Annotated in this window: 21 protein-coding genes; 12 read left to right on the forward strand and 9 right to left on the reverse strand. The window is 51.4% G+C overall.

Features of this window, described 5'->3' with window-relative positions; genetic code table 11:
- Positions 1-37: 37 nt before the first annotated feature.
- The 3 genes from J4617_RS21150 to sodA all read right to left on the reverse strand — a co-directional run bounded on the left by J4617_RS21150 (position 38) and on the right by sodA (position 1,824).
- Positions 38-433 carry a nuclear transport factor 2 family protein gene (locus J4617_RS21150; RefSeq protein WP_000133442.1) on the reverse strand — a complete coding sequence of 132 codons (396 nt, stop codon included), beginning with the start codon at positions 431-433 and terminating at the stop codon, positions 38-40.
- Positions 434-444: 11 nt separating this feature from the next.
- Complete coding sequence (yiiM, locus tag J4617_RS21155) at positions 445-1,134, reverse strand: 6-hydroxyaminopurine reductase (RefSeq protein WP_000559229.1); 690 nt, start codon at positions 1,132-1,134, stop codon at positions 445-447.
- Positions 1,135-1,203: 69 nt separating this feature from the next.
- On the reverse strand, positions 1,204-1,824 hold the full coding sequence (sodA, locus tag J4617_RS21160; RefSeq protein ID WP_000122632.1) for a superoxide dismutase [Mn]: 621 nt from the start codon (positions 1,822-1,824) through the stop codon (positions 1,204-1,206).
- Between the two features lie 328 nt (positions 1,825-2,152).
- On the opposite strand from sodA, the gene J4617_RS21165 reads away from it, so the two are divergent.
- Genes J4617_RS21165 through J4617_RS21175 form a run of 3 tightly spaced genes read left to right on the forward strand, consistent with a single transcriptional unit; the run spans position 2,153 to position 4,970 of the window.
- Entirely contained in the window at positions 2,153-3,136 is a 984-nt protein-coding gene (locus tag J4617_RS21165) for a TRAP transporter substrate-binding protein (protein ID WP_000812816.1), read from the forward strand.
- Positions 3,137-3,154: 18 nt separating this feature from the next.
- Entirely contained in the window at positions 3,155-3,670 is a 516-nt protein-coding gene (locus J4617_RS21170) for a TRAP transporter small permease (protein WP_001091413.1), read from the forward strand.
- On the forward strand, positions 3,663-4,970 hold the full coding sequence (locus J4617_RS21175) for a TRAP transporter large permease (protein WP_000566800.1): 1,308 nt from the start codon (positions 3,663-3,665) through the stop codon (positions 4,968-4,970). Before J4617_RS21170 ends, J4617_RS21175 begins: the two co-directional genes overlap by 8 nt.
- 158 nt (positions 4,971-5,128) lie before the next feature.
- Here J4617_RS21175 and J4617_RS21180 read toward each other — a convergent pair whose 3' ends face one another.
- Positions 5,129-5,812 carry an oligogalacturonate-specific porin KdgM family protein gene (locus J4617_RS21180; protein ID WP_000378721.1) on the reverse strand — a complete coding sequence of 228 codons (684 nt, stop codon included), beginning with the start codon at positions 5,810-5,812 and terminating at the stop codon, positions 5,129-5,131.
- A 619-nt stretch (positions 5,813-6,431) separates the two neighbouring features.
- Here J4617_RS21180 and rhaT point away from each other — a divergent pair.
- Positions 6,432-7,466, forward strand: a complete 1,035-nt coding sequence (rhaT, locus tag J4617_RS21185) for an L-rhamnose/proton symporter RhaT (RefSeq protein WP_000063541.1) — start codon at positions 6,432-6,434, stop codon at positions 7,464-7,466.
- Here the strand turns inward: rhaT and rhaR are convergent.
- Both rhaR and rhaS read right to left on the reverse strand, forming a co-directional pair.
- Positions 7,463-8,311 carry an HTH-type transcriptional activator RhaR gene (gene rhaR / locus J4617_RS21190; protein ID WP_000013290.1) on the reverse strand — a complete coding sequence of 283 codons (849 nt, stop codon included), beginning with the start codon at positions 8,309-8,311 and terminating at the stop codon, positions 7,463-7,465. The genes rhaT and rhaR overlap by 4 nt on opposite strands.
- A 152-nt stretch (positions 8,312-8,463) precedes the next feature.
- The gene (rhaS, locus tag J4617_RS21195; RefSeq protein ID WP_017466166.1) at positions 8,464-9,300 is read right to left on the reverse strand and encodes an HTH-type transcriptional activator RhaS; all 837 of its coding nucleotides are present in this window, start codon (positions 9,298-9,300) and stop codon (positions 8,464-8,466) included.
- A 287-nt stretch (positions 9,301-9,587) separates the two neighbouring features.
- Here rhaS and rhaB point away from each other — a divergent pair, with 287 nt between their 5' ends.
- The 5 genes from rhaB to rhaM all read left to right on the forward strand — a co-directional run bounded on the left by rhaB (position 9,588) and on the right by rhaM (position 14,869).
- Entirely contained in the window at positions 9,588-11,057 is a 1,470-nt protein-coding gene (rhaB, locus tag J4617_RS21200) for a rhamnulokinase (protein ID WP_017466167.1), read from the forward strand.
- The gene (gene rhaA, locus J4617_RS21205; protein ID WP_208290711.1) at positions 11,054-12,313 is read left to right on the forward strand and encodes an L-rhamnose isomerase; all 1,260 of its coding nucleotides are present in this window, start codon (positions 11,054-11,056) and stop codon (positions 12,311-12,313) included. Before rhaB ends, rhaA begins: the two co-directional genes overlap by 4 nt.
- Before the next feature lie 142 nt (positions 12,314-12,455).
- The gene (gene rhaD / locus J4617_RS21210) at positions 12,456-13,283 is read left to right on the forward strand and encodes a rhamnulose-1-phosphate aldolase (protein WP_001179685.1); all 828 of its coding nucleotides are present in this window, start codon (positions 12,456-12,458) and stop codon (positions 13,281-13,283) included.
- Between the two features lie 126 nt (positions 13,284-13,409).
- On the forward strand, positions 13,410-14,558 hold the full coding sequence (fucO, locus tag J4617_RS21215) for a lactaldehyde reductase (protein WP_001627376.1): 1,149 nt from the start codon (positions 13,410-13,412) through the stop codon (positions 14,556-14,558).
- On the forward strand, positions 14,555-14,869 hold the full coding sequence (gene rhaM, locus J4617_RS21220; protein ID WP_000619478.1) for an L-rhamnose mutarotase: 315 nt from the start codon (positions 14,555-14,557) through the stop codon (positions 14,867-14,869). Before fucO ends, rhaM begins: the two co-directional genes overlap by 4 nt.
- Positions 14,870-14,957: 88 nt before the next feature.
- On the opposite strand, the gene J4617_RS21225 is transcribed toward rhaM, so the two are convergent.
- Entirely contained in the window at positions 14,958-15,506 is a 549-nt protein-coding gene (locus J4617_RS21225) for an XRE family transcriptional regulator (protein WP_001517951.1), read from the reverse strand.
- 100 nt (positions 15,507-15,606) lie between these two features.
- On the opposite strand from J4617_RS21225, the gene J4617_RS21230 reads away from it, so the two are divergent.
- Both J4617_RS21230 and J4617_RS21235 read left to right on the forward strand, forming a co-directional pair.
- The gene (locus tag J4617_RS21230; RefSeq protein WP_000683586.1) at positions 15,607-16,266 is read left to right on the forward strand and encodes an AzlC family ABC transporter permease; all 660 of its coding nucleotides are present in this window, start codon (positions 15,607-15,609) and stop codon (positions 16,264-16,266) included.
- Positions 16,266-16,589 (forward strand): AzlD domain-containing protein, encoded by a 324-nt coding sequence (locus J4617_RS21235; RefSeq protein ID WP_000527677.1) that lies wholly within the window; start codon positions 16,266-16,268, stop codon positions 16,587-16,589. The genes J4617_RS21230 and J4617_RS21235 overlap by 1 nt, the downstream gene beginning before the upstream one ends.
- A 354-nt stretch (positions 16,590-16,943) precedes the next feature.
- Here the strand turns inward: J4617_RS21235 and J4617_RS21240 are convergent, their stop codons facing one another.
- Positions 16,944-18,044 carry a YiiG family protein gene (locus J4617_RS21240; RefSeq protein WP_000828052.1) on the reverse strand — a complete coding sequence of 367 codons (1,101 nt, stop codon included), beginning with the start codon at positions 18,042-18,044 and terminating at the stop codon, positions 16,944-16,946.
- Between the two features lie 181 nt (positions 18,045-18,225).
- Here J4617_RS21240 and J4617_RS21245 point away from each other — a divergent pair, with 181 nt between their 5' ends.
- Positions 18,226-19,257, forward strand: a complete 1,032-nt coding sequence (locus J4617_RS21245) for a YiiG family protein (protein ID WP_022544684.1) — start codon at positions 18,226-18,228, stop codon at positions 19,255-19,257.
- Positions 19,258-19,524: 267 nt separating this feature from the next.
- Here the strand turns inward: J4617_RS21245 and fdhD are convergent, their stop codons facing one another.
- On the reverse strand, positions 19,525-20,361 hold the full coding sequence (gene fdhD, locus J4617_RS21250; RefSeq protein WP_001059739.1) for a formate dehydrogenase accessory sulfurtransferase FdhD: 837 nt from the start codon (positions 20,359-20,361) through the stop codon (positions 19,525-19,527).
- Positions 20,362-20,455 lie beyond the last annotated feature (94 nt).

Raw genomic sequence — 20,455 nt, forward strand, 5'->3', positions numbered from 1 at the left:
GCGAATGCAGGCCGATTTTTTATCTCGCCGTCGAGATTTACCGGGAGATTTCCGGCGCCAGAATCCACTCAGCGCTGTCATTCCACACGTCCATCCGGGTAATTTTGCCATCGCGCACTTCGAAACGGTCAATAAAGCGGTTATCGGCAAACGGGCGACCGTCGGGCCATTCGCCATACAACGTACCGTTGGAATAAATCACAACGTAATCATCATGCTGCACCGCATCAAACTCGCCCAGCGCCTTCTTCACCCACTTGTAGCGAGCGCCGTTAAACTGCGCGATATCTGCCGCGCCCGCCATCGCCCGGCCTCCGGTGAAGGTAATTTTCACCTCCGGGTGCATATACGTTGCGGCGCGTTCAGCATCGGGAATCATCGAGGCCACCAAAAATTCTTTTACGATCGCCACCGCATTTTCAGCTTCAGTCATAATCCTTCCTTTCATTTTGGCGGAGTTTTATCCCCCCACAGTCGTCTGGCGCTATCTTCAATTTTGCCGCTCAAACGACGCTTTTGCATGGTGCGGCTCCAGCTCGCCGACAGCCCGGCGGCGCTCAACAGCCGGTGATATTGTTCGTCATCAAACGGCATAGACCAGGCGATAACACCCGCTTCATGAACCGAGACATCGCTCAGACGCGACGCCAGTTCCAGCGGCGCATCGCTGGAGACCTTACCTGGCGCAATGACCCGATACAGCCAGCCGGTTTTTCCGCTGTTCTGCATAAGGAGGGCCATGTCGCTGATGGCAAAGTGGAAATTAAGTTTAAAGCATGGAGAGCGCGGCTGAGTGACCTGGATCAACGCCTCGCCCCAGCGGTAGATGTCGCCAATAAACACGTTGTGTTCGGTCATTCCGTTCGTCGACAGATTCTCGCCAAACGCCGGGGCGCAAAACAGCGTCGCCTGCTCGGGGAACTGGCGAATCCAATCAGCATAGTGTTCGCGGGGGTAATGGCATAGCGCGCGGTCGGGGCCGCCGTGGATTTTCTTTTCGGCCTGCTGATCGCCTGCCAGACCGAGCTCGGTCAGCATGAGTTCGCCGTCGATTTGCACCTTGGCGATAGCGCTCGGGCGGCTGCCGTCATAGTCACGAATTTTGCCAATAAACACGTCAACCGGATAATGCATCTGCTGCTCCTTACGCGGATACAAAAAAAGCGAGTCATCAGACTCGCTTCTACAGACGTGCAATGCAAATTATTTTTTAGCGGCGAAACGCGCTGCTGCTTCGTCCCAGTTCACCACGTTCCAGAACTCTTTGATGTAGTCCGGGCGGCGGTTCTGGAATTTCAGATAGTAAGCGTGTTCCCACACGTCCAGACCCAGGATCGGGAAGCCGGAAGCGCCGGAAATGGCTTCACCCATCAGCGGGGAATCCTGGTTTGCGGTAGAAACCACAGCCAGTTTGTCGCCTTTCAGCACCAGCCACGCCCAGCCGGAGCCGAAACGGGTTGCTGCTGCTTTTTCGAATTCAGCTTTGAAGTTGTCAACGGAACCGAAGTCACGCTCGATAGCCGCTTTCAGATCGCCCTGCAGAGTGGTGCCTTTTTTCAGCCCTTTCCAGAACAGGCTGTGGTTAGCGTGGCCGCCCGCGTTGTTACGCAGCACGGTTTTTTTGTCCGCTGGCACCTGATCCAGTTTAGTAATCAGTTCTTCAACCGGCAGGTCAGCAAACTCAGGCAGGTTTTCCAGCGCCGCGTTAGCGTTGTTGACATAGGTTTGATGGTGTTTGGTGTGGTGAATCTCCATCGTCTGCTTATCGAAGTGCGGTTCCAGTGCATCATAAGCGTACGGCAGGGATGGCAGTGTATAACTCATAATCATCTCCATTATTGTCGAGCGGCACAGTGTTAACGCCGCGTAAGCAGTTGGTTCATTATAGTTAATTAAATGATATTGAAAATGATTATCAATGCCGTACTTTTTCAAGGGTTATAAACGTTACGGCATCCGCTGAAAAAAATCGTTTTTTACGCCTCCAACCGAAACCGCCTGTTGATGAATTCCTGGAAATCATGAAATGTGAAACAGGGTTTCAAAATCTTTCTTTTGGTGCCAATTTTTGTCAGCGGTGGCAAAATCAAGAAGGTTATAATTTCACCATGCAATTACATTCCCGGTAAATTATTACAATTGCGAGGGAATTATGAAGCAACCTGGTTTTATACGTCTGGCTACGTTGGCCTTACTCTCCACACTCTCTTTCTTCTCCCACGGCGAAACCATTTTGCGCCTGGCCTACGCTGAAAATAGCCAGCCGGTAAAAGATGCGTTGCACTTCCTGGGGCAGCAAGTTGAAGAGAAAACGGGCGGCGATATCAAAGTACAGTACTTCCCGGACGGACAGCTTGGCGGAGAGCGCGAACTGGTGGAGTTGACGCAGGTCGGCGTCGTCGACATCACTAAAGTGTCGTCCGGGCTGATGGAGAGTTTTTCGCCTGAGTACGGCGTGTTCTCACTTCCCTACCTGTTTGCCACCGTCGATGAATACTACCGCGTAATGGATAACCCACAGGTGATGGAGCCTGTTTATCAGTCCACCGCCGCGCAGGGGTTTGTCGGCGTAGGCTGGTATGATTCCGGCGCGCGTAATTTTTATATGAGCAAAGCGCCGGTTAAACGCATTGAGGATTTACGCGGGAAGAAGATCCGCGTCATGCAGAGTGAGACGGCGATCCAAACTCTCAAACTGCTGGGCGCTTCGCCCATCGCCATGAGCCAGGCGGAGGTCTATACCTCGTTACAACAAGGCATTCTCGACGGCGCGGAAAACAATGAGTTCGCTCTCACCATCGCCCGCCACGGCGAAGTCGCCCGTTATTACACCTACGATATGCACACCCGCATTCCCGATATCCTGCTAATGAGTACCCTCACGCTGGAAAAGCTGACGCCGGAACAGCAGCGCATCGTCGAAGCCGCCATCAAGGCGTCGATCGAATTTGAGAAAGCCGCATGGGACAAGGAAATAGAGAAAACCAGGCTGGCGGCGGTAAAAGATTTCAACGTTGAATTCTACGAGATCGACAAAAAACCCTTCCAGAAGGCAGTACAGCCTATTTACGACGGCCTGAAAAACAAACCGCGGCTTTACGGGCTGTATCAACGTATCCAGACAGCAAAAAATTAATCTAATCAGGAAATTAAGATGAACACATTCAGAAAAGGACTTGATTTATTGCTGGGCGCTATCTGTTGCCTGGTGCTGGCGATAATGGTTGGCATCGCCTGCTGGCAGGTGGTGAGCCGCTACATTCTGGGCGTTCCCAGCACCCTTACCGAAGAGATGCTGCGATTTCTCCTGGTGTGGGTATCAATGCTGGGCATGGCTTTTGTCGCCGGTCAGAAACAGCATATCAGCCTGACTCTCTTACTGGATAAGGTGTCGCCGACGATTCGTGGCTGGTGGGATATTATTCTGCAGGTCATTTTTATCGCGTTTTCCATTTGGGTATTGATTATCGGCGGCTTAAAGATTTCTGCGATTTCTATGCTGCAAATCTCCCCTGCGCTGGGCATTCCGATGGGGAAAATTTATTACGCGCTCCCCTGCGCAGGCGTACTGATCATCCTCTATGGGCTGCTGAATATCGTTGACGCCCTGAAAGCTATCCATTCCGCCACGGATACCACTGAGCACACTCTGGAGAAATCACATGATTGACCCTATTTTTGCGTCCTGTACGCTAATTGCCGTCTTTGTTGTTTTACTGGCCATGGGCGCGCCTATTGGGATCTGCATCGTTATCGCCTCTTTCAGCACCATGATGCTGGTACTGCCTTTCGATATTTCGATGTTCGCCACCGCGCAAAAAATGTTCTCCAGCCTGGACAGTTTTGCCTTGCTGGCCGTGCCGTTCTTCGTTTTGTCCGGGGTGATCATGAATAGCGGGGGAATTGCCGCCCGGCTGGTCAATTTTGCCAAACTGTTTACTGGCAAACTGCCCGGCTCGCTCTCTTATACCAACATCGTCGGCAATATGATGTTCGGTGCAATTTCCGGATCGGCGATTGCCGCCTCAACCTCCATCGGCGGCGTGATGGTGCCGATGAGCGCGCGCGAAGGTTACGATCGCGGCTTTGCGGCCGCGGTGAATATCGCCTCCGCGCCGACGGGAATGTTAATTCCGCCCACCACGGCTTTTATCCTTTATGCGCTGGCAAGCGGGGGAACATCGATTGCCGCTCTGTTCGCCGGCGGTCTGGTCGCGGGAGTGCTGTGGGGCGTTGGCTGTATGCTGGTCACGCTGGTGGTCGCTAAGCGTCGAAATTATCGGGTTTTCTTCACCGTCCAAAAAGGCATGGCGCTAAAAGTTGCCGTTGAGGCCATTCCCAGCCTGCTGCTGATCGTGATTATCGTCGGCGGCATTGTGCAGGGGATTTTCACCGCCATTGAAGCCTCCGCGATTGCCGTGGTGTATACATTATTGTTGACGATGGTGTTTTACCGCACGCTGAAAATTAAGGATTTGCCTTCGATTTTGCTCCAGACAGTGGTAATGACCGGGGTCATCATGTTCCTGCTGGCAACCTCTTCGGCGATGTCCTTCTCGATGTCGATCACCAATATTCCTGCGGCGCTGAGCGATATGATCCTCGGTATTTCCGCCAATAAACTGGTTATCCTGTTAGTCATTACCGTCTTTTTGTTGATTATCGGCGCATTTATGGATATCGGTCCGGCCATTCTGATTTTTACCCCGATTCTGCTGCCGATCATGGCTAAACTGGGCGTCGATCCGGTGCATTTCGGCATTATCATGATCTATAACCTGGCGATTGGCACCATTACGCCGCCAGTTGGCAGTGGTTTATATGTCGGGGCGAGCGTCGGTAAGGTCAAAGTTGAGGAAGTGATTAAACCGTTGCTGCCTTTTTACGGCGCGATTATCGGCGTTCTGTTATTAATTACCTACATTCCGGAAATCACACTGTTCTTACCCCGTCTACTGGGCATCATGTAAGCGCATAGTTTCCTGCACATCTCGTTGCCGGATGGCGATTCGCGTCTTATCCGGCCAACGCACGATAATAATTATCCGCAGGTCATCACCAGGTAAAAAAAAACCGGCTACCTATAAAGTAGCCGGAAAAGGGAATAAATAATAAACAGGGATAATGATTAGAATGTGTAGCCTATACCCACGCGGAAACGGGTTTGTCTTTCATCGCTGTTGCTATTGACGGAAACATTACCTACCTCAACGAATGGCGACCATTGATCAATAATATAGGCAGTTCTGAAGTTATATTCATAGTTATCTTTGCCGCCATCGTAAAGATCATATTTATCAGCTTTCTTATAAATTCCTTCGATTGTCCAGTCAAAGTTGTTCCATTTATAACCCGCCCAGACATCCATACGATTGATGGTATCATCATCACGGATATCAGAAGAACGGCGTACATATTCAAAACGATAGCGCGCGCCAACCCACCAGCTTTCATTTAATGTCCACGTCGCGCGGAAGTAAGGCTTATAGGTAGAGTAACCGTTGCCTGTTTCCAGCACGAAACCCGGTTGCCAGGCGACATCACCGGTTTTAAATTGGTAGCTTATCGTATATTCGTTACCCTGTGTTTCCAGGTCATTAAACGCTTTATTGGTGTCATCCCCGCCTGATTTTGAGATAGCTTCTATCGCAAAACCAACACCATTCGCAAACCGATGAGAAATATACGCACGGTCATAGTTAGCTTTACTATCATCAAGATATTCATGACGAACATCGACATATACTGCATGCGCATTTGTTACAACAAGAGGTAATAGTAAGAAAAGAGATTTTCTCATAACAGAATCCATTTAATTTAAAATTAAAACGTTGTTTCATGTCAGACCATTACAACCATAATACGCAATGTGAATGGCGACAATATAGACAAAGATCTTTAATTTAAAATTGGGATAATGTTCAAAAAGCAAAATAAAATAAATGAAATTCATATTCGTCATATAAAATAAAAATCAAAACACCATCAACAACACTAATATAGGAATTTCCTTATACTTATATTTCATTGATTCCTAACGTTAATTTCAATATATTTAAATTGTAAATACAAATAAAACAACCAAATAATTACTGTATAACTACCCTTTTATCAAACGGTAAGTCAGACCATTCCCATTATGTGATCTCACGCAGCGTTTTCTTTGTATTGTTGCCAGCTAAGTCGTTTCGTGTCGTTATGATGAAGGTATTTTAGAAAAACAAATATTACCCACTGATTTAAATAACATCCAGACGGTCACGATGCGCTCCGACTTTTTTAAAACGTGAAGTTAATCACTTCATTAACGTGCTGATTGCCAGAATACACCCAACGGCGGCAATCGTTATAAGGTTACCAGGCTGCGTAATTTTTAAACTCATGCAAACGGAAGGGGTATCCCGTCCATAAAAAATAATGAGGAACATGTCATGAGTAACGCGATTACGATGGGTATTTTCTGGCATTTGATAGGGGCGGCCAGTGCAGCCTGCTTCTATGCCCCGTTCAAGCAAGTGAAACAGTGGTCATGGGAAACCATGTGGTCAGTGGGCGGCATCGTCTCATGGCTTATTCTGCCGTGGACAATTAGCGCTCTGTTACTGCCTGATTTCTGGGCCTATTATGGGCAGTTTAACCTCTCCACCCTTTTACCGGTTTTTCTGTTCGGCGCCATGTGGGGCATCGGCAATATTAATTACGGTCTGACCATGCGTTATCTCGGGATGTCGATGGGTATCGGCATCGCTATCGGCATTACGCTTATCGTCGGCACGCTGATGACGCCTATCATCAACGGTAACTTCGATGTGTTAATCCATACCGAAGGGGGACGCATGACGCTACTTGGCGTTTTTGTCGCGCTGATCGGCGTCGGGATTGTGACGCGCGCCGGACAGTTAAAAGAACGCAAAATGGGCATTAAAGCGGAGGAGTTCAATCTGAAGAAAGGGCTTCTGCTGGCAGTGATGTGCGGTATTTTCTCGGCGGGGATGTCTTTTGCCATGAACGCCGCGAAACCGATGCATGAAGCTGCTGCCGCGCTTGGCGTTGACCCGCTCTATGTCGCGCTGCCGAGTTACGTGGTGATTATGGGCGGCGGCGCGCTGGTGAACCTCGGTTTCTGTTTTATCCGCCTGGCAAAAGTGCAAAATCTGTCGATAAAAGCCGACTTCTCGCTGGCAAGACCGTTGATTATCAGCAATATTCTGCTGTCCGCGCTTGGCGGTCTGATGTGGTATTTACAGTTCTTTTTCTATGCCTGGGGTCACGCGCGCATTCCAGCGCAATATGACTACATGAGCTGGATGCTGCACATGAGCTTCTATGTGCTGTGCGGGGGGCTTGTCGGTCTGGTGCTAAAAGAGTGGAAAAATGCTGGCCGCCGTCCCGTTGCCGTATTAAGCCTCGGCTGCGTGGTAATTATTATCGCGGCGAATATTGTCGGTTTAGGCATGGCCAGTTAATCGCTTTGATTACTGAGATGACGCCATTGGCTCGGCGTCATCCCGGTTTCCCGCGTGAACACCACTGAAAAATAATTACTATCTTCAAAACCGCACTGCATCGAAATCTCGCTAATCATCAGCGGGCTATGCTGAAGCAGATACTGCGCGTGGCAAATACGGACCTGGCGTAAATATTGATTAATCGTCATCCCGGTTTGGGCGCGAAACTGCTGCCGCAGCACCCGTTCGCTGCATTGTTCCTGCTGGCAAAACGCATCCAGCGCAAAGGGACACTCAAGGCTATTAGCCAAAGCGGTAATTAATTTATCCAACAGGGTTTCTCGGGAGGTTGCCGGAAGATCGTCGGTCGCGTAGCGATGCCGTTTTAACGTCATCACCAGTTGACCAAACAGCAATTCCGCCATCTCATTCGCCAGCGGATCGCGTCCATTACTCTCATGTTCAAGCTGGTTAATGACCTGCCGCGCCTGATTCATTCCCATACTGCCCAGCCGCCAGTGAGGATGCCACTGCGCTCCCTGAAAGCCGGGAATCATCGCCTGCCAGTTTACATTGAGTTTCAAACGCTCCGGGCAGTAAATAATATTTTGCAGCACCAGATCGTTAACGGAAGTATAGGAGTGTTTGTCTTCAGCACGAATGTAAAACAGATCGCCGCGGGTAATTCTGTATGGGCGCTCATTAAGAACGTGTAGGCCATTGCCCCGCCAGACCATCACCAGTTCACAAAACTCATGCGTATGTTCCGCAAAAACATCCTGTGGATAGCGATCGGCAACCGTAACGGCCTGCTGCTCATCAGTAAAAAAATCTTTTTTCAAAAGGATTAACTGATTTGCCACCGCAGCACCTCATGTTGAATGCTTGCCGGATGGCGCTACGCTTATTCTGTCTACCGCTCGCCGCCGTAGGCCAGGTAAGGCGCAGCCGCCATCCGGTATTAAAGGGTATAATTATCAGCATATTGGCGACGAAAACGTTGATAGCGTTCGCGTTACTGGATCATCGCATCGCGTCCCTGACGGATATCCCGCGGCGACCAGTTAAATTCTCGGCGAAACAGAGTCGAAAAGTGGTTACTGTCGCCAAAACCGCAACGGTACGCGATTTCTGTCACGCTATGATCGCTATGGCGCAATAAATGCCGGGCTTTGATCAAACGCAGGCGATTAAGGTAACGTTGCGGCGTCAGCCCGGTATGCTGTTTAAGCTGACGATGCAGCGTGCGTAGCGACAGCGAAAACTGTTCAGCTACCGCCTCCCAGCAAACCTCTTCCGCAAAATGGTCTTCCAGCCATGCCATCAGTTGGTTGAGTTTGGCGTCGTTATTGGTCGCGCCTTCCATCAGGCTACTGCGGCGTAACAACACCAGTAGTTGCATAAACAAAATTTCGCGATTCGCCACGGCAGGCGCATCCACGCCGTCTCCGGCGCGCTCCATCAGACCGACCAACTGGCGCACCTGCTGCAACACACTCTGATTCACCCGCCAGTGAGAAGGATAGTAACCATCCTGCTCCTGCGGCAGCAATTGATCCAACCCCGCCAGGAACTGGAAGGCGTCCGGTGAACGCCACAGTACATTCGTCAGGCATAGGTTGTCGGTATGTTCATATAAATGCCGGTCGTGATCGCGAACAAAACACACGGTACCGCCGCTGATGGTATACGGCTGCCCGTTGAATACATGAATGCCCGTACCGTGTTCCACAATCACGATTTCATGAAAATCATGATGATGTTCAGGGAAAGCGGCTTGCGGCAGACGAGGTTCAATCGCCACGGGCGCTTTACCTGATGGAAAAAAATCCACGCTATGCAGTACGGTCATGGTTGCTTCCTCCTGAATTCAACATGTCCGAATAGTAATTAAGGGTTATCGGCCTCACCTTAAATTTTTGACGCTAAAGCGCGCAAACATGGTCTTTTTTTCAAGAAAAGGCGGGAAAAAGCGGGAAATGCGGACGACATCACACCGGCCTATTAGTAGAAACTGTGAACGCTATCACGTTCATCTTTGCCTTGTTGCCAGCGGCTCATTTTCCTGTCAGTAACGAGAAGGTAGGTCTTTGAGGGCTTTTTTAGACTGTGCGCAATGACTCTAAGAAGGACCTGATTATGACTTTTCGCCATTGTGTCGCGGTTGATCTCGGCGCATCCAGCGGGCGCGTGATGCTGGCGCGTTACGACAGCAAACACCGTACCCTGACGCTACGTGAAATTCACCGTTTTGTGAACTGCCTACAAAAAACAGACGGGTTTGACACCTGGGACATCGACAGTCTGGAAAAGGATATCCGTCTTGGTCTGAAGAAAGTCTGCAATGAAGGCATTCTTATCGACAGCATCGGCATCGACACCTGGGGCGTCGATTATGTCCTGCTGGATAAACAAGGTCAGCGTGTCGGCCTGCCGGTCTCCTACCGCGATAACCGTACCACGGGCATCATGCCGCAAGCGCTGGTCCAGATCGGCAAAAGCGAAATCTATCGCCGCAGCGGGATTCAATTTCTGCCGTTTAACACCATCTATCAGCTACGCGCGCTGACGAAACAACAGCCTGAGTTAACGGCGCAGGTCGCTCATGCGCTGCTGATGCCCGATTATTTCAGCTACCGCCTGACCGGTGAAATGAACTGGGAATACACCAACGCCACGACCACCCAGTTGGTCAATATCAATACCGATGACTGGGACGATACCCTGCTGGCGTGGACTGGCGCGAAAAAGAGCTGGTTCGGTCGCCCCTCGCACCCTGGCAATGTTATCGGCGACTGGATTTGCCCGCAGGGCAACCGTATTCCGGTGGTAGCCGTCGCCAGCCACGATACCGCCAGCGCCGTTATTGCCTCTCCGCTGGCAAATAAACATAGCGCTTACCTGTCTTCAGGCACCTGGTCATTGATGGGTTTTGAAAGCAAAATGCCCTACACCACTGATGAGGCGCTGGCCGCCAATATCACCAACGAAGGCGGCGCGGAAGGGCGTTATCGGGTACTGAAAAACATTATGGGTTTGTGGCTGCTCCAGCGCGTGCTGAAAGAACGGCGCATTACCGATCTGCCTGCGCTTATCGCCCAAACAGAAGCGCTGCCGGCCTGCCGTTTCCTGATTAACCCGAATGACGATCGCTTTATCAATCCTGACGATATGCACGCCGAAATCCAGGCCGCCTGTCGCGAGACCGACCAGCCCGTTCCCGTCAGCGATGCCGAACTGGCGCGCTGCATTTTCGACAGTCTGGCGCTGTTGTATGCCGACATTCTGCACGAACTGGCAAATCTGCGCGGCGAAAAATTTACCCAACTGCATATTGTCGGCGGCGGATGCCAAAACGCGCTACTCAACCAGTTGTGCGCCGATGCATGTGGTATTCGCGTGATGGCCGGGCCGGTTGAAGCCTCCACCCTTGGCAATATTGGTATTCAGCTTATGACCCTCGACGAATTAAACAACATCGATGACTTCCGTCAGGTCGTCAGCGCTAACTACGACCTGACAACCTATATCCCTAATCCTGATAGTGAAATTGCCCGCCACGTTGCGCAGTTTCAACCCAAACGACAGACAAAGGAGCTTTGCGCATGACCACTCAACTGGAACAAGCCTGGGAACTGGCAAAACAACGTTTCGCCGCAGTAGGTATTGATGTCGAGGAGGCGCTGCGCCAGCTCGATCGCCTGCCGGTTTCCATGCACTGCTGGCAGGGCGACGATGTTGCCGGATTCGAGAACCCGGAAGGTTCGTTGACGGGCGGAATTCAGTCGACCGGCAACTATCCGGGCAAAGCGCGTAACGCCACCGAACTGCGCGCCGATCTGGAACAGGCGCTGCGTCTGATCCCAGGACCAAAACGGCTGAACCTGCACGCCATTTACCTTGAGTCGGATACGCCGGTTGCTCGCGACCAGATCAAACCGGAGCATTTTAAAAACTGGGTGGAGTGGGCGAAAGCGAGCCGGCTGGGGCTGGATTTCAACCCCACCTGTTTTTCTCATCCACTGAGCGCTGACGGTTTTACCCTCTCTCATCCAGACGCGAAAATTCGCCAGTTCTGGATCGATCACTGCAAGGCCAGCCGCCGCGTCTCGGCATACTTTGGTGAGCAGCTCGGTACGCCGTCGGTGATGAACATCTGGATTCCGGACGGCATGAAAGACATTACCGTCGACCGTTTAGCCCCGCGCCAGCGCCTGCTGGAAGCGCTGGATGAGGTCATTAGCGAGAAATTCGACCCGGCGCACCACATCGACGCCGTTGAGAGCAAACTGTTTGGCATCGGCGCGGAAAGCTACACCGTCGGCTCCAATGAGTTCTACATGGGCTACGCCACCAGCCGTCAGACCGCGCTGTGCCTGGATGCGGGCCACTTCCATCCCACTGAAGTGATTTCCGACAAAATTTCCGCCGCCATGCTCTATGTGCCACGGCTGCTGCTGCACGTCAGCCGCCCGGTACGCTGGGATAGCGACCACGTGGTGCTCCTGGACGATGAAACCCAGGCAATTGCCAGCGAGATCGTCCGTCATAACCTGTTCGACCGTGTGCATATCGGCCTGGATTTCTTCGACGCCTCTATCAACCGTGTCGCCGCGTGGGTTATCGGTACCCGCAACATGAAAAAAGCGCTGCTGCGCGCTCTGCTGGAACCCACAGATCAACTGCGTCAGCTTGAGGCCAGCGGCGATTACACCGCGCGTCTGGCGCTGCTGGAAGAGCAGAAATCTCTGCCGTGGCAGGCCGTCTGGGAAATGTATTGCCAGCGTCACGACACGCCGGCTGGCAGCCAGTGGCTGGACAGCGTTCGCGCCTACGAAAAAGAGATCCTGAGCAAACGTAGCTGACAGCGACACCTGATCTGTAGGCCGGATAAGACGCCCGCGTCGCCATCCGGCAATAAATGAAACACGATTGCCGGATGGCGCTGCGCTTATCCGGCCTACGTAAGACCCGAATAACCTTCGGGCAATAAATGGGAACACGAACATGCAAAATATTACCGATTCCTGGTTTGTCCAGGGCATGATTAAAGCCACGTCTGATGCGTGGCTGAAAGGGTGGGACGAACGTAATGGCGGTAACCTGACGCTGCGTCTGGATGAAGCCGATATCGCACCGTTTGCAGCTAATTTCCACGAAAAACCGCGCTACATCGCGCTAAGTCAACCCATGCCGCTGCTGGCGAACACGCCGTTTATTGTTACCGGTTCCGGCAAATTCTTTCGCAACGTGCAGCTCGATCCGGCAGCCAATTTAGGCGTGGTCAAAATCGACAGCGACGGCGCAGGCTACCACATTCTGTGGGGCTTAACCCACGACGCGGTACCCACCTCTGAACTCCCGGCGCATTTCCTTTCCCACTGCGAACGCATCAAAGCCACCCACGGCAAAGACCGCGTCATTATGCATTGCCATGCGACTAACCTGATCGCCCTCACCTACGTACTGGAAAACAACACTGCGCTGATCACCCGCAAACTGTGGGAAGGCAGCACCGAATGCCTGGTGGTATTCCCGGACGGTGTCGGCATTCTGCCGTGGATGGTGCCAGGCACCGATGAAATCGGCCAGGCTACCGCGCAAGAAATGCAGAAACATTCGCTGGTACTGTGGCCGTTCCACGGCGTGTTCGGAAGCGGACCTACGCTGGATGAAACCTTCGGTTTGATAGATACCGCAGAGAAATCCGCTGAGGTATTAGTCAAAATCTATTCGATGGGCGGTATGAAGCAGACCATCACGCGCGAAGAACTGGTCGCACTCGGCAAACGTTTTGGCGTGACACCGCTGGCCAGCGCCGTAGCGCTGTACTGATACCTGCCAACTCAACGCCGGATGCGGCTTTGCCTTATCCGGCCTACAGGACGGTGCGCATTTTACCGTAGGCCCGATAAGCGTAGCGCCATCGGGCAACAGGGAATTTTTTTAAGGAGAATAGTGATGAGCTTTATGTTGGCACTGCCAAAAATTAGCCTGCATGGCGCTGGAGCGATTGCCGATATGGTGAACCTCGTGGCGAATAAGCAATGGGGCAAAGCGCTGATCGTTACCGATGGTCAACTGGTAAAGCTGGGCCTGCTGGATAGCCTGTTTAGCGCACTGGATGAACATCAAATGTCTTACCACCTGTTTGATGAGGTGTTCCCAAATCCGACAGAAGAGCTGGTGCAGAAAGGTTTTGCGGCGTATCAGAGCGCAGAATGTGACTACATTATCGCCTTCGGCGGCGGCAGCCCGATCGATACCGCAAAAGCGGTGAAAATCCTCACCGCCAACCCAGGTCCATCTACCGCCTACTCCGGCGTCGGCAAAGTGAAAAACGCCGGCGTACCGCTGGTAGCGATTAACACTACGGCAGGTACCGCGGCAGAGATGACCAGCAACGCGGTGATTATCGACTCTGCCCGTAAGGTCAAAGAGGTGATCATCGACCCGAACATCATCCCGGATATTGCCGTGGATGACGCCAGCGTTATGCTGGAAATCCCCGCTTCTGTGACCGCCGCAACCGGCATGGATGCCCTGACCCATGCGGTGGAAGCCTATGTCTCCGTTGGCGCGCATCCGCTCACCGACGCTAACGCGCTGGAAGCGATTCGCTTAATCAATGTGTGGCTACCGAAAGCGGTTGACGATGGCCATAACCTCGAAGCCCGTGAGCAAATGGCATTCGGCCAGTACCTGGCGGGTATGGCGTTCAACAGCGCCGGTTTGGGGCTGGTTCACGCGCTGGCGCACCAGCCGGGCGCAACTCACAACCTGCCGCACGGCGTCTGCAACGCTATCCTGCTGCCAATTGTCGAGAACTTTAACCGTCCGAACGCCGTCGCGCGTTTTGCCCGCATCGCACAGGCGATGGGCGTGGAGACGCGCGGTATGTCTGACGAAGCCGCAAGTCAGGAAGCGATTAACGCTATCCGTACGCTGAGCAAACGCGTCGGCATTCCAGAAGGTTTCAGCAAGCTGGGCGTCACAAAAGAAGATATCGAAGGCTGGCTGGATAAAGCCCTCGCCGACCCGTGCGCGCCGTGTAACCCGCGCACCGCCAGCCGCGATGAAGTTCGCGGGCTGTACCTGGAGGCGTTATGATCCGCAAAGCCTTTGTGATGCAGGTAAATGCCGACGCGCACGAGGAGTATCAGCGTCGTCATAACCCAATCTGGCCGGAGCTGGAAGCCGTATTAAAATCTCACGGCGCGCATCACTACGCGATTTATCTCGATCAGGAGCGCAATCTGCTGTTCGCCACCGTTGAGATTGAATCCGAGGAGCGCTGGAACGCCGTTGCCAGCACCGACGTTTGCCAGCGTTGGTGGAAACATATGCGTGACGTTATGCCCGCGAATCCGGATAACAGCCCGGTCAGCGCAGAGCTAAAAGAGGTGTTCTATCTGCAGTAAGTCGTGTGCCCGGTGGCGCAAGCTTACCGGGCCTACGGTTTTATTTTTTGTAGGCCGGATAAGGCGGTTACGCCGCCATCCGGCAATTTCAATTCTGCTCCGCTACCAGGATAGCCTGAGTATCCGGTTCCAGCGCTTTAAAGATATGCGCCTGATCGCCGGGATAACAAATGTAATCGCCCTCCGCCAGCTCTTCCGGCGCCTCGGTTAAGCCGACGAGGGCTTTTCCCTGCGTAACAATAATATGTTCCACCGACCCCGGCGGATGCGGGTGAGAGATCCGGTCGGCCCCCGGCTGCGTCAACAGCAGATAGATATCACGCCGCGCGCCGGGCGGACACGCCGCCAGTAATATCGCCTGATAATGCGCCTGCTCCGCCACCACTTTGGTGCCTTCTCCGCGGCGAATCACCTGCGTTTTTTGTACCTGCGGCTCCAGCAGCCTGGCAAAGGGAATGTCGAGCGCGACGCATAGCGACCATAACGTCTCCAGGCTGGGGTTGCCGTTCCCTGCTTCCAGTTGTGAAAGCGTAGATTTAGCGATGCCTGCGCGCCGCGCAATCTCCGCCAGCGACAGTCCGGTTCGCTGGCGTTCGCGTACCAGACTTCTGGCAATGACGCTGATAGGTTGTGTCATAAAGCATCCAACGTTCACTATAACGAACGAAATGTTCGTCTTGTAAAGCAAATCTGTTCCGTTCATTATAATGAAAATTCGTTCGATATGACTAAAGAAGATGAAACACTATTTTTCCTGTCTCAAGGGAGACACGATAAAAGCGATATTTTTAGTGTGCCTGGCCGTGGGCGTCGTCGGCATGTCCTATGGCTCACTGGCGATGGCCTACGGTTTCCCACTGTGGGTGCCGTTTGTCCTCTCTATTTTTGTACTGGCGGGCGCGTCCGAATTTATGTTTATCGGCATTGTTGCCAGCGGCGGCAATCCGTTAGCGGCGGCGGCGGCAGGACTGCTGGTGAATGCGCGCCACGTGCCGTTTGGCGTAACGGTGCGCGATTTGGTTGGCACCCGCGCCGCCAGCTTTTTCGGCTGCCATATTATGAATGATGAGAGCGTGGTGTTCGGCCTGTCGCAAAAAACACCCGAACAACGTAAAGCCGCCTACTGGCTATGCGGTCTGGGCGTCGCCCTATTCTGGCCGATTGGCACACTGATTGGCGCAGGTGTCGGCAAACTGCTCCCGGCCCCAGAAACCATCGGTCTGGATGCCGTATTCCCGGCAATCTTACTGGCGCTGGTGATCCCGGCGTTTAAAAACCGCACCACATTGATTCGTGGTTGCAGCGGCGCCGCGCTGTCGCTTGCCGCCGTTCCCTTTGTGGCTGCCGGATTGCCGGTGTTGCTTTCGCTGCTTGGCCTACTGGCGAGGAAAAAATAATGGGCAATATGACGCTATTTATTATCGGTATTGCTCTTTTATCTGCGGGAACCTATTTGATGCGCCTCGGCGGCGCGAAACTTGGCAGCCGTCTGGCGCTGTCTGAGCGTTCACAGGCGCTGCTCTCGGATGCGGCAACGGTGCTGCTATTCTCCGTCGCGCTGGCGACCACCTTTTACGAAGGCGAACATTTTGCCGGAATGGCGCGCGTTCTTGGGGTTGGCTTCGCCGTATTTTTAGCCTGGCGTAAAATGCCGCTTATTGTGGTGATTATCGCCGCTGCAGTGGTGACCGCGTTATTACGAATGGCGGGTATTAATTAACGTCTTACAGAACAGTTGGACGTGACACCCTATAAGTGATGAAGGCTGGGCCGCCCTATGCTGAAGTGGCTCAGAATTTTCGCATCAGGGGGATAAATGCTTTCCATATAAATGCCGATCCTCAATGACACTACCAGTACCTTCCAGCGTGACGTCAACATCTTGTGATAGCTTCAGATTACTGGTTTTTCTAATAGCTCTCTTTAGTTAATGTTTACGTCAGCTATTTTTACGGATATTGCCTGATGAAGAATACATAAACGAAAAAAGCGCCTGATCGGCGCTTTTTATTGGCGTTATAGCGTAATTTTATAGGCACTTGCGCCAGCCTGTGCGCAGTTAATGTGCCGTCACTCAACGCAGGCGGTTATAATCATCCACCATCTCGTTATAACTTCTCAACGACGCCGGATAAGAATCCGCAACCATCCATCCTGTTGCAGGGTCCTGCACCCGTTTCTTTTCAAAATCAGAATACTCAACATTGTCTCTGATGCGACGAATATATTTTTTAGCTTGTAGCTGATAATCAGCCGCAGAGCTGATGAAAGAAGAATTACGGCCATCAGTATTCACTTCTTTCAATTGCGCAATCATTGTTTCCAGTTCCGCGACTTTTTTCATCATCGCTTCGGCATCAAAGGTATCGGCAGAAATAACCTTGTTGATCTGCTTTGCCGAAATCATGACAGCCAGAGAATAATAGTTAAATGTTTTACCTTCCGCTTCTTCTATTCTCTTCAACTGTGTCAATTGCCGCCTGTCATTTATCTCCTGAATAGCCTCATGATATTTTTCCGAGACGGGTTTAAAATCCTCGATATTCTTCAGTAATGTCTGATGCAGCGCCTTACCTTTAGCAAAGGCATCATCTTTATAGTTTTCCTGGGTATAATATTTTTCCATTTCGTTAATGGTATTACCCAGCGCGGCGGCGCTATCAATATAGCTAACGGCAACGCCATCAATAGGCTCAAGTAATGGCGTTAAGGCGGCCACCTGTTTCATCTCTTTCTGGCAATTCGTTATGTAAGACTCCGTAATACCATAAATGCCATAAACCAGGCTCTCTTTCCCTGTCGGACCTTTTTTAAAGTCTTTCACCCAATCCGCGTAACGCGCCAGACTGTGCTGAACGGGCAATTGAAGTTTATTAAAACAATCGATATAGACATCCATTTTTTCACTATAAACTTCTTCAGCGTCAACCTCCGGCTGAGCTGGCGTTTCTGGTTTCGCCACCGGGGGCTGAGTTGCCGTTTCTGGCTTCGCTGCTGAGGGCTGCGCTGGACTTTCGCCAGATTGCGTTTCCGGCGTCTGAGAAGGCGCTGGCGTCGCAGGCTGACTGCTGGCGGCCGGCGTCGCCTCGGTTTTAACATTATTGTCATCACATCCTGTTGCGCCCAGGGTCATTAGCGCAATGATTATCGCTGAGGATAATAAATTCCTTTTCATTTAATTGCCTTTTGTATATTTACGTTGGGGTTCTCTTATTTTAACGAACACATTGATATTGATAATGTTAATTATAATGAAATATGGATTAAGTATTTTTTGTGTTGAATAAATCACATACCTGTTTTTTTCATTAAAATGAATCTGTAAATTTCAATGATATTATTTATAGGTTATTCTAATGAAAAATGATTTGTTATCATCAATTATTATCGCTATGCTGATGACTGCCGGGCTAAGCGCTTGTGATGAAAAAAAAGCGGACGAACAACCTGTAGCTCAGAGTGCGGACTCATCAGCGAGCAATACACAACCCACATCAGCGGAAAGCGCAGATGCGAACGATGTTCTTAACCAAAAGCTGAATGTTTACATTGATTGTTATAATAATCTCCAGGCAGATATTTACCGTGCTGTAAATCGTTATGCTAACACATTCGACGATTTCCGCACCGGTCCTACCGGTAAGGAAGACGATCCCTCTCCGCTGGTTCCTGTGTATCCTGCATTTATCCAGGACTGCCGGAAAGACATCAAGGCGGCGGCTGAATTAAAGCCGGCGTTTGCCTCTCTGGATAGTGCTGCTCTGGCATTTATTAATGCGGCTGGGCCACTAGCTGAAACAATCAATAGTATGAATAAATACTATGATCAAGATAACTTCAAGGATGATGCCTTTGCTGGCGCTAAAGCGTTCCATAAAACGTTTATAAAACAGTTCGATGAGTTTGATCCCATTGCGAAGAAATATATCGCCGAGATTACCATTATGAGTGGGCAGCATGCGGCTAATGAAATTAAGGCGACCGAGAAGAAAGAAGGTAAATCCATTAAGTACTATACGCTTTTGACGATGCAGGAAGCCGAGACGCTTAATGACGCTGTAGCTGATGATTCTTTTGATGTGGCGGCAGTAAGCAAACAGCTCGCTGATTTTGAAGAGCATACTCAGAAGCTAAACGAGAAGATCAACGTTGATATAGATAAACATCGTAGCTTCCCTGGCTTTATTTCTGAGCTGGAAAAATTCCAGGGCAAGGTGAAAAAACGCATTCGGCGCGTGCGCGATAACGTGGCGTATACCTCGCATGAGCAGGACTACCTCAATAGCGGCAGCGGCGATATGGTAGATGGTTCTTATGAGGCTGTGGTTAAAGCTTATAACGAACTCATCGATACCTATAATGGCTATCATCTTGAGCGTGAGTTCTAAGCTTTTCACGCTGCAAATCGCGTGCATATAACCGCTAAACTGAGCAAATAAGTCGTTAGCGACTGCCAAAAGAGCGCCCCAGGGGCGCTTTTTTCGTTCGAAGTATTACCGGGTAGCAAGCGCCTCGTGAATGGCTGGAATAAGCTGCGGTCCAGCATAAAAACGATTAAAACCTGTATGGCCTCGCCACTATACGTGATTCCGTTATCAAGAGAGGCTGTAAAATTGAGAAAATATATATTTTACGCAAATGTAGAGGGTACTATTTTAGTCTGCGATTAACCGCTGCGGATGGGTATAAATCGTCGCCCGACCCGGCTTACAGAACCCCACCAGCGTCAGATTACACCGTTCAGCGACGTCAACCGCGAGCGTGGTGGCAGCAGAAACCGCAAACAAAATTTCCACACCGCACATCGCCGACTTCTGCACCATTTCGTAACTCGCACGACTGGAAACCAGCGCCGCGCCTTGCCGCCATTCCTCACCTTCCGTAGCGCGGCGGCCGAGCAGTTTATCCAGCGCAACGTGGCGTCCGACATCTTCATGGCCCCCCGCCAGTTCACCCGACGGCATGACCCACGCCGCAGCGTGCGTACAACCCGTCAGCTTACCCGTCGGTTGAAAATCATTCAGATGTTTTAACGCGCGATCAAGGTTACCGAGATTAAACGTTTGGCTAAACGGCAGCGGTTGCACCGGCTTACCGATGTCATTGAGCTGTTCCACGCCACATACGCCGCAACCGGTACGTCCGGCCAGCGCGCGACGACGCGCTTTCAGCCCCATAAATCGACGGCTGGAAAGATCAATCTGCACTTCAAGTCCGTTACAGGACGGCACAACGTCCATGCCATAGATTTCACGCGGGCTGTCAATGATCCCTTCCGACAGAGAAAACCCTATTGCGAAATGCGTCAGATCTTTCGGAGAGGCCATCATAACGACATGCGAAATACCGTTATACACCAGTGCCACTGGCACTTCCTCGGCAACATCATCAAGTTGGGGGGACTGCAAATCCTCGCGTTTCCAGAGAGTCAACTGGCGTGAGGTTGTGAAATCAGTCACATTTAGGACTTCTTCAGACAGTATATTGTTCACTTTCTTTTAACCATATAAGAACACACACACCAACATTATGGTATTCTGTTACAACTCCTCCCGGATGGAGGAAAATTTATCCAATTCTGAACCT

The organism is Salmonella sp. 32010601201800023SM (assembly GCF_017572235.1).
GTDB lineage: Bacteria > Pseudomonadota > Gammaproteobacteria > Enterobacterales > Enterobacteriaceae > Salmonella > Salmonella enterica.

Coding starts and splice junctions, on each gene's coding strand:
- rhaD (WP_001179685.1), top strand. CDS start 12,456: ATGCAAAATATTACCGATTCCTGGTTTGTCCAGGGCATGATTAAAGCC.
- J4617_RS21225 (WP_001517951.1), bottom strand. CDS start 15,506: ATGACACAACCTATCAGCGTCATTGCCAGAAGTCTGGTACGCGAACGC.
- J4617_RS21245 (WP_022544684.1), top strand. CDS start 18,226: ATGAAAAATGATTTGTTATCATCAATTATTATCGCTATGCTGATGACT.
- J4617_RS21175 (WP_000566800.1), top strand. CDS start 3,663: ATGATTGACCCTATTTTTGCGTCCTGTACGCTAATTGCCGTCTTTGTT.
- J4617_RS21230 (WP_000683586.1), top strand. CDS start 15,607: ATGAAACACTATTTTTCCTGTCTCAAGGGAGACACGATAAAAGCGATA.
- rhaM (WP_000619478.1), top strand. CDS start 14,555: ATGATCCGCAAAGCCTTTGTGATGCAGGTAAATGCCGACGCGCACGAG.
- J4617_RS21165 (WP_000812816.1), top strand. CDS start 2,153: ATGAAGCAACCTGGTTTTATACGTCTGGCTACGTTGGCCTTACTCTCC.
- J4617_RS21180 (WP_000378721.1), bottom strand. CDS start 5,812: ATGGATTCTGTTATGAGAAAATCTCTTTTCTTACTATTACCTCTTGTT.
- rhaA (WP_208290711.1), top strand. CDS start 11,054: ATGACCACTCAACTGGAACAAGCCTGGGAACTGGCAAAACAACGTTTC.
- rhaB (WP_017466167.1), top strand. CDS start 9,588: ATGACTTTTCGCCATTGTGTCGCGGTTGATCTCGGCGCATCCAGCGGG.
- sodA (WP_000122632.1), bottom strand. CDS start 1,824: ATGAGTTATACACTGCCATCCCTGCCGTACGCTTATGATGCACTGGAA.
- fucO (WP_001627376.1), top strand. CDS start 13,410: ATGAGCTTTATGTTGGCACTGCCAAAAATTAGCCTGCATGGCGCTGGA.
- J4617_RS21170 (WP_001091413.1), top strand. CDS start 3,155: ATGAACACATTCAGAAAAGGACTTGATTTATTGCTGGGCGCTATCTGT.
- J4617_RS21240 (WP_000828052.1), bottom strand. CDS start 18,044: ATGAAAAGGAATTTATTATCCTCAGCGATAATCATTGCGCTAATGACC.
- J4617_RS21150 (WP_000133442.1), bottom strand. CDS start 433: ATGACTGAAGCTGAAAATGCGGTGGCGATCGTAAAAGAATTTTTGGTG.
- rhaS (WP_017466166.1), bottom strand. CDS start 9,300: ATGACCGTACTGCATAGCGTGGATTTTTTTCCATCAGGTAAAGCGCCC.
- yiiM (WP_000559229.1), bottom strand. CDS start 1,134: ATGCATTATCCGGTTGACGTGTTTATTGGCAAAATTCGTGACTATGAC.
- rhaT (WP_000063541.1), top strand. CDS start 6,432: ATGAGTAACGCGATTACGATGGGTATTTTCTGGCATTTGATAGGGGCG.
- J4617_RS21235 (WP_000527677.1), top strand. CDS start 16,266: ATGGGCAATATGACGCTATTTATTATCGGTATTGCTCTTTTATCTGCG.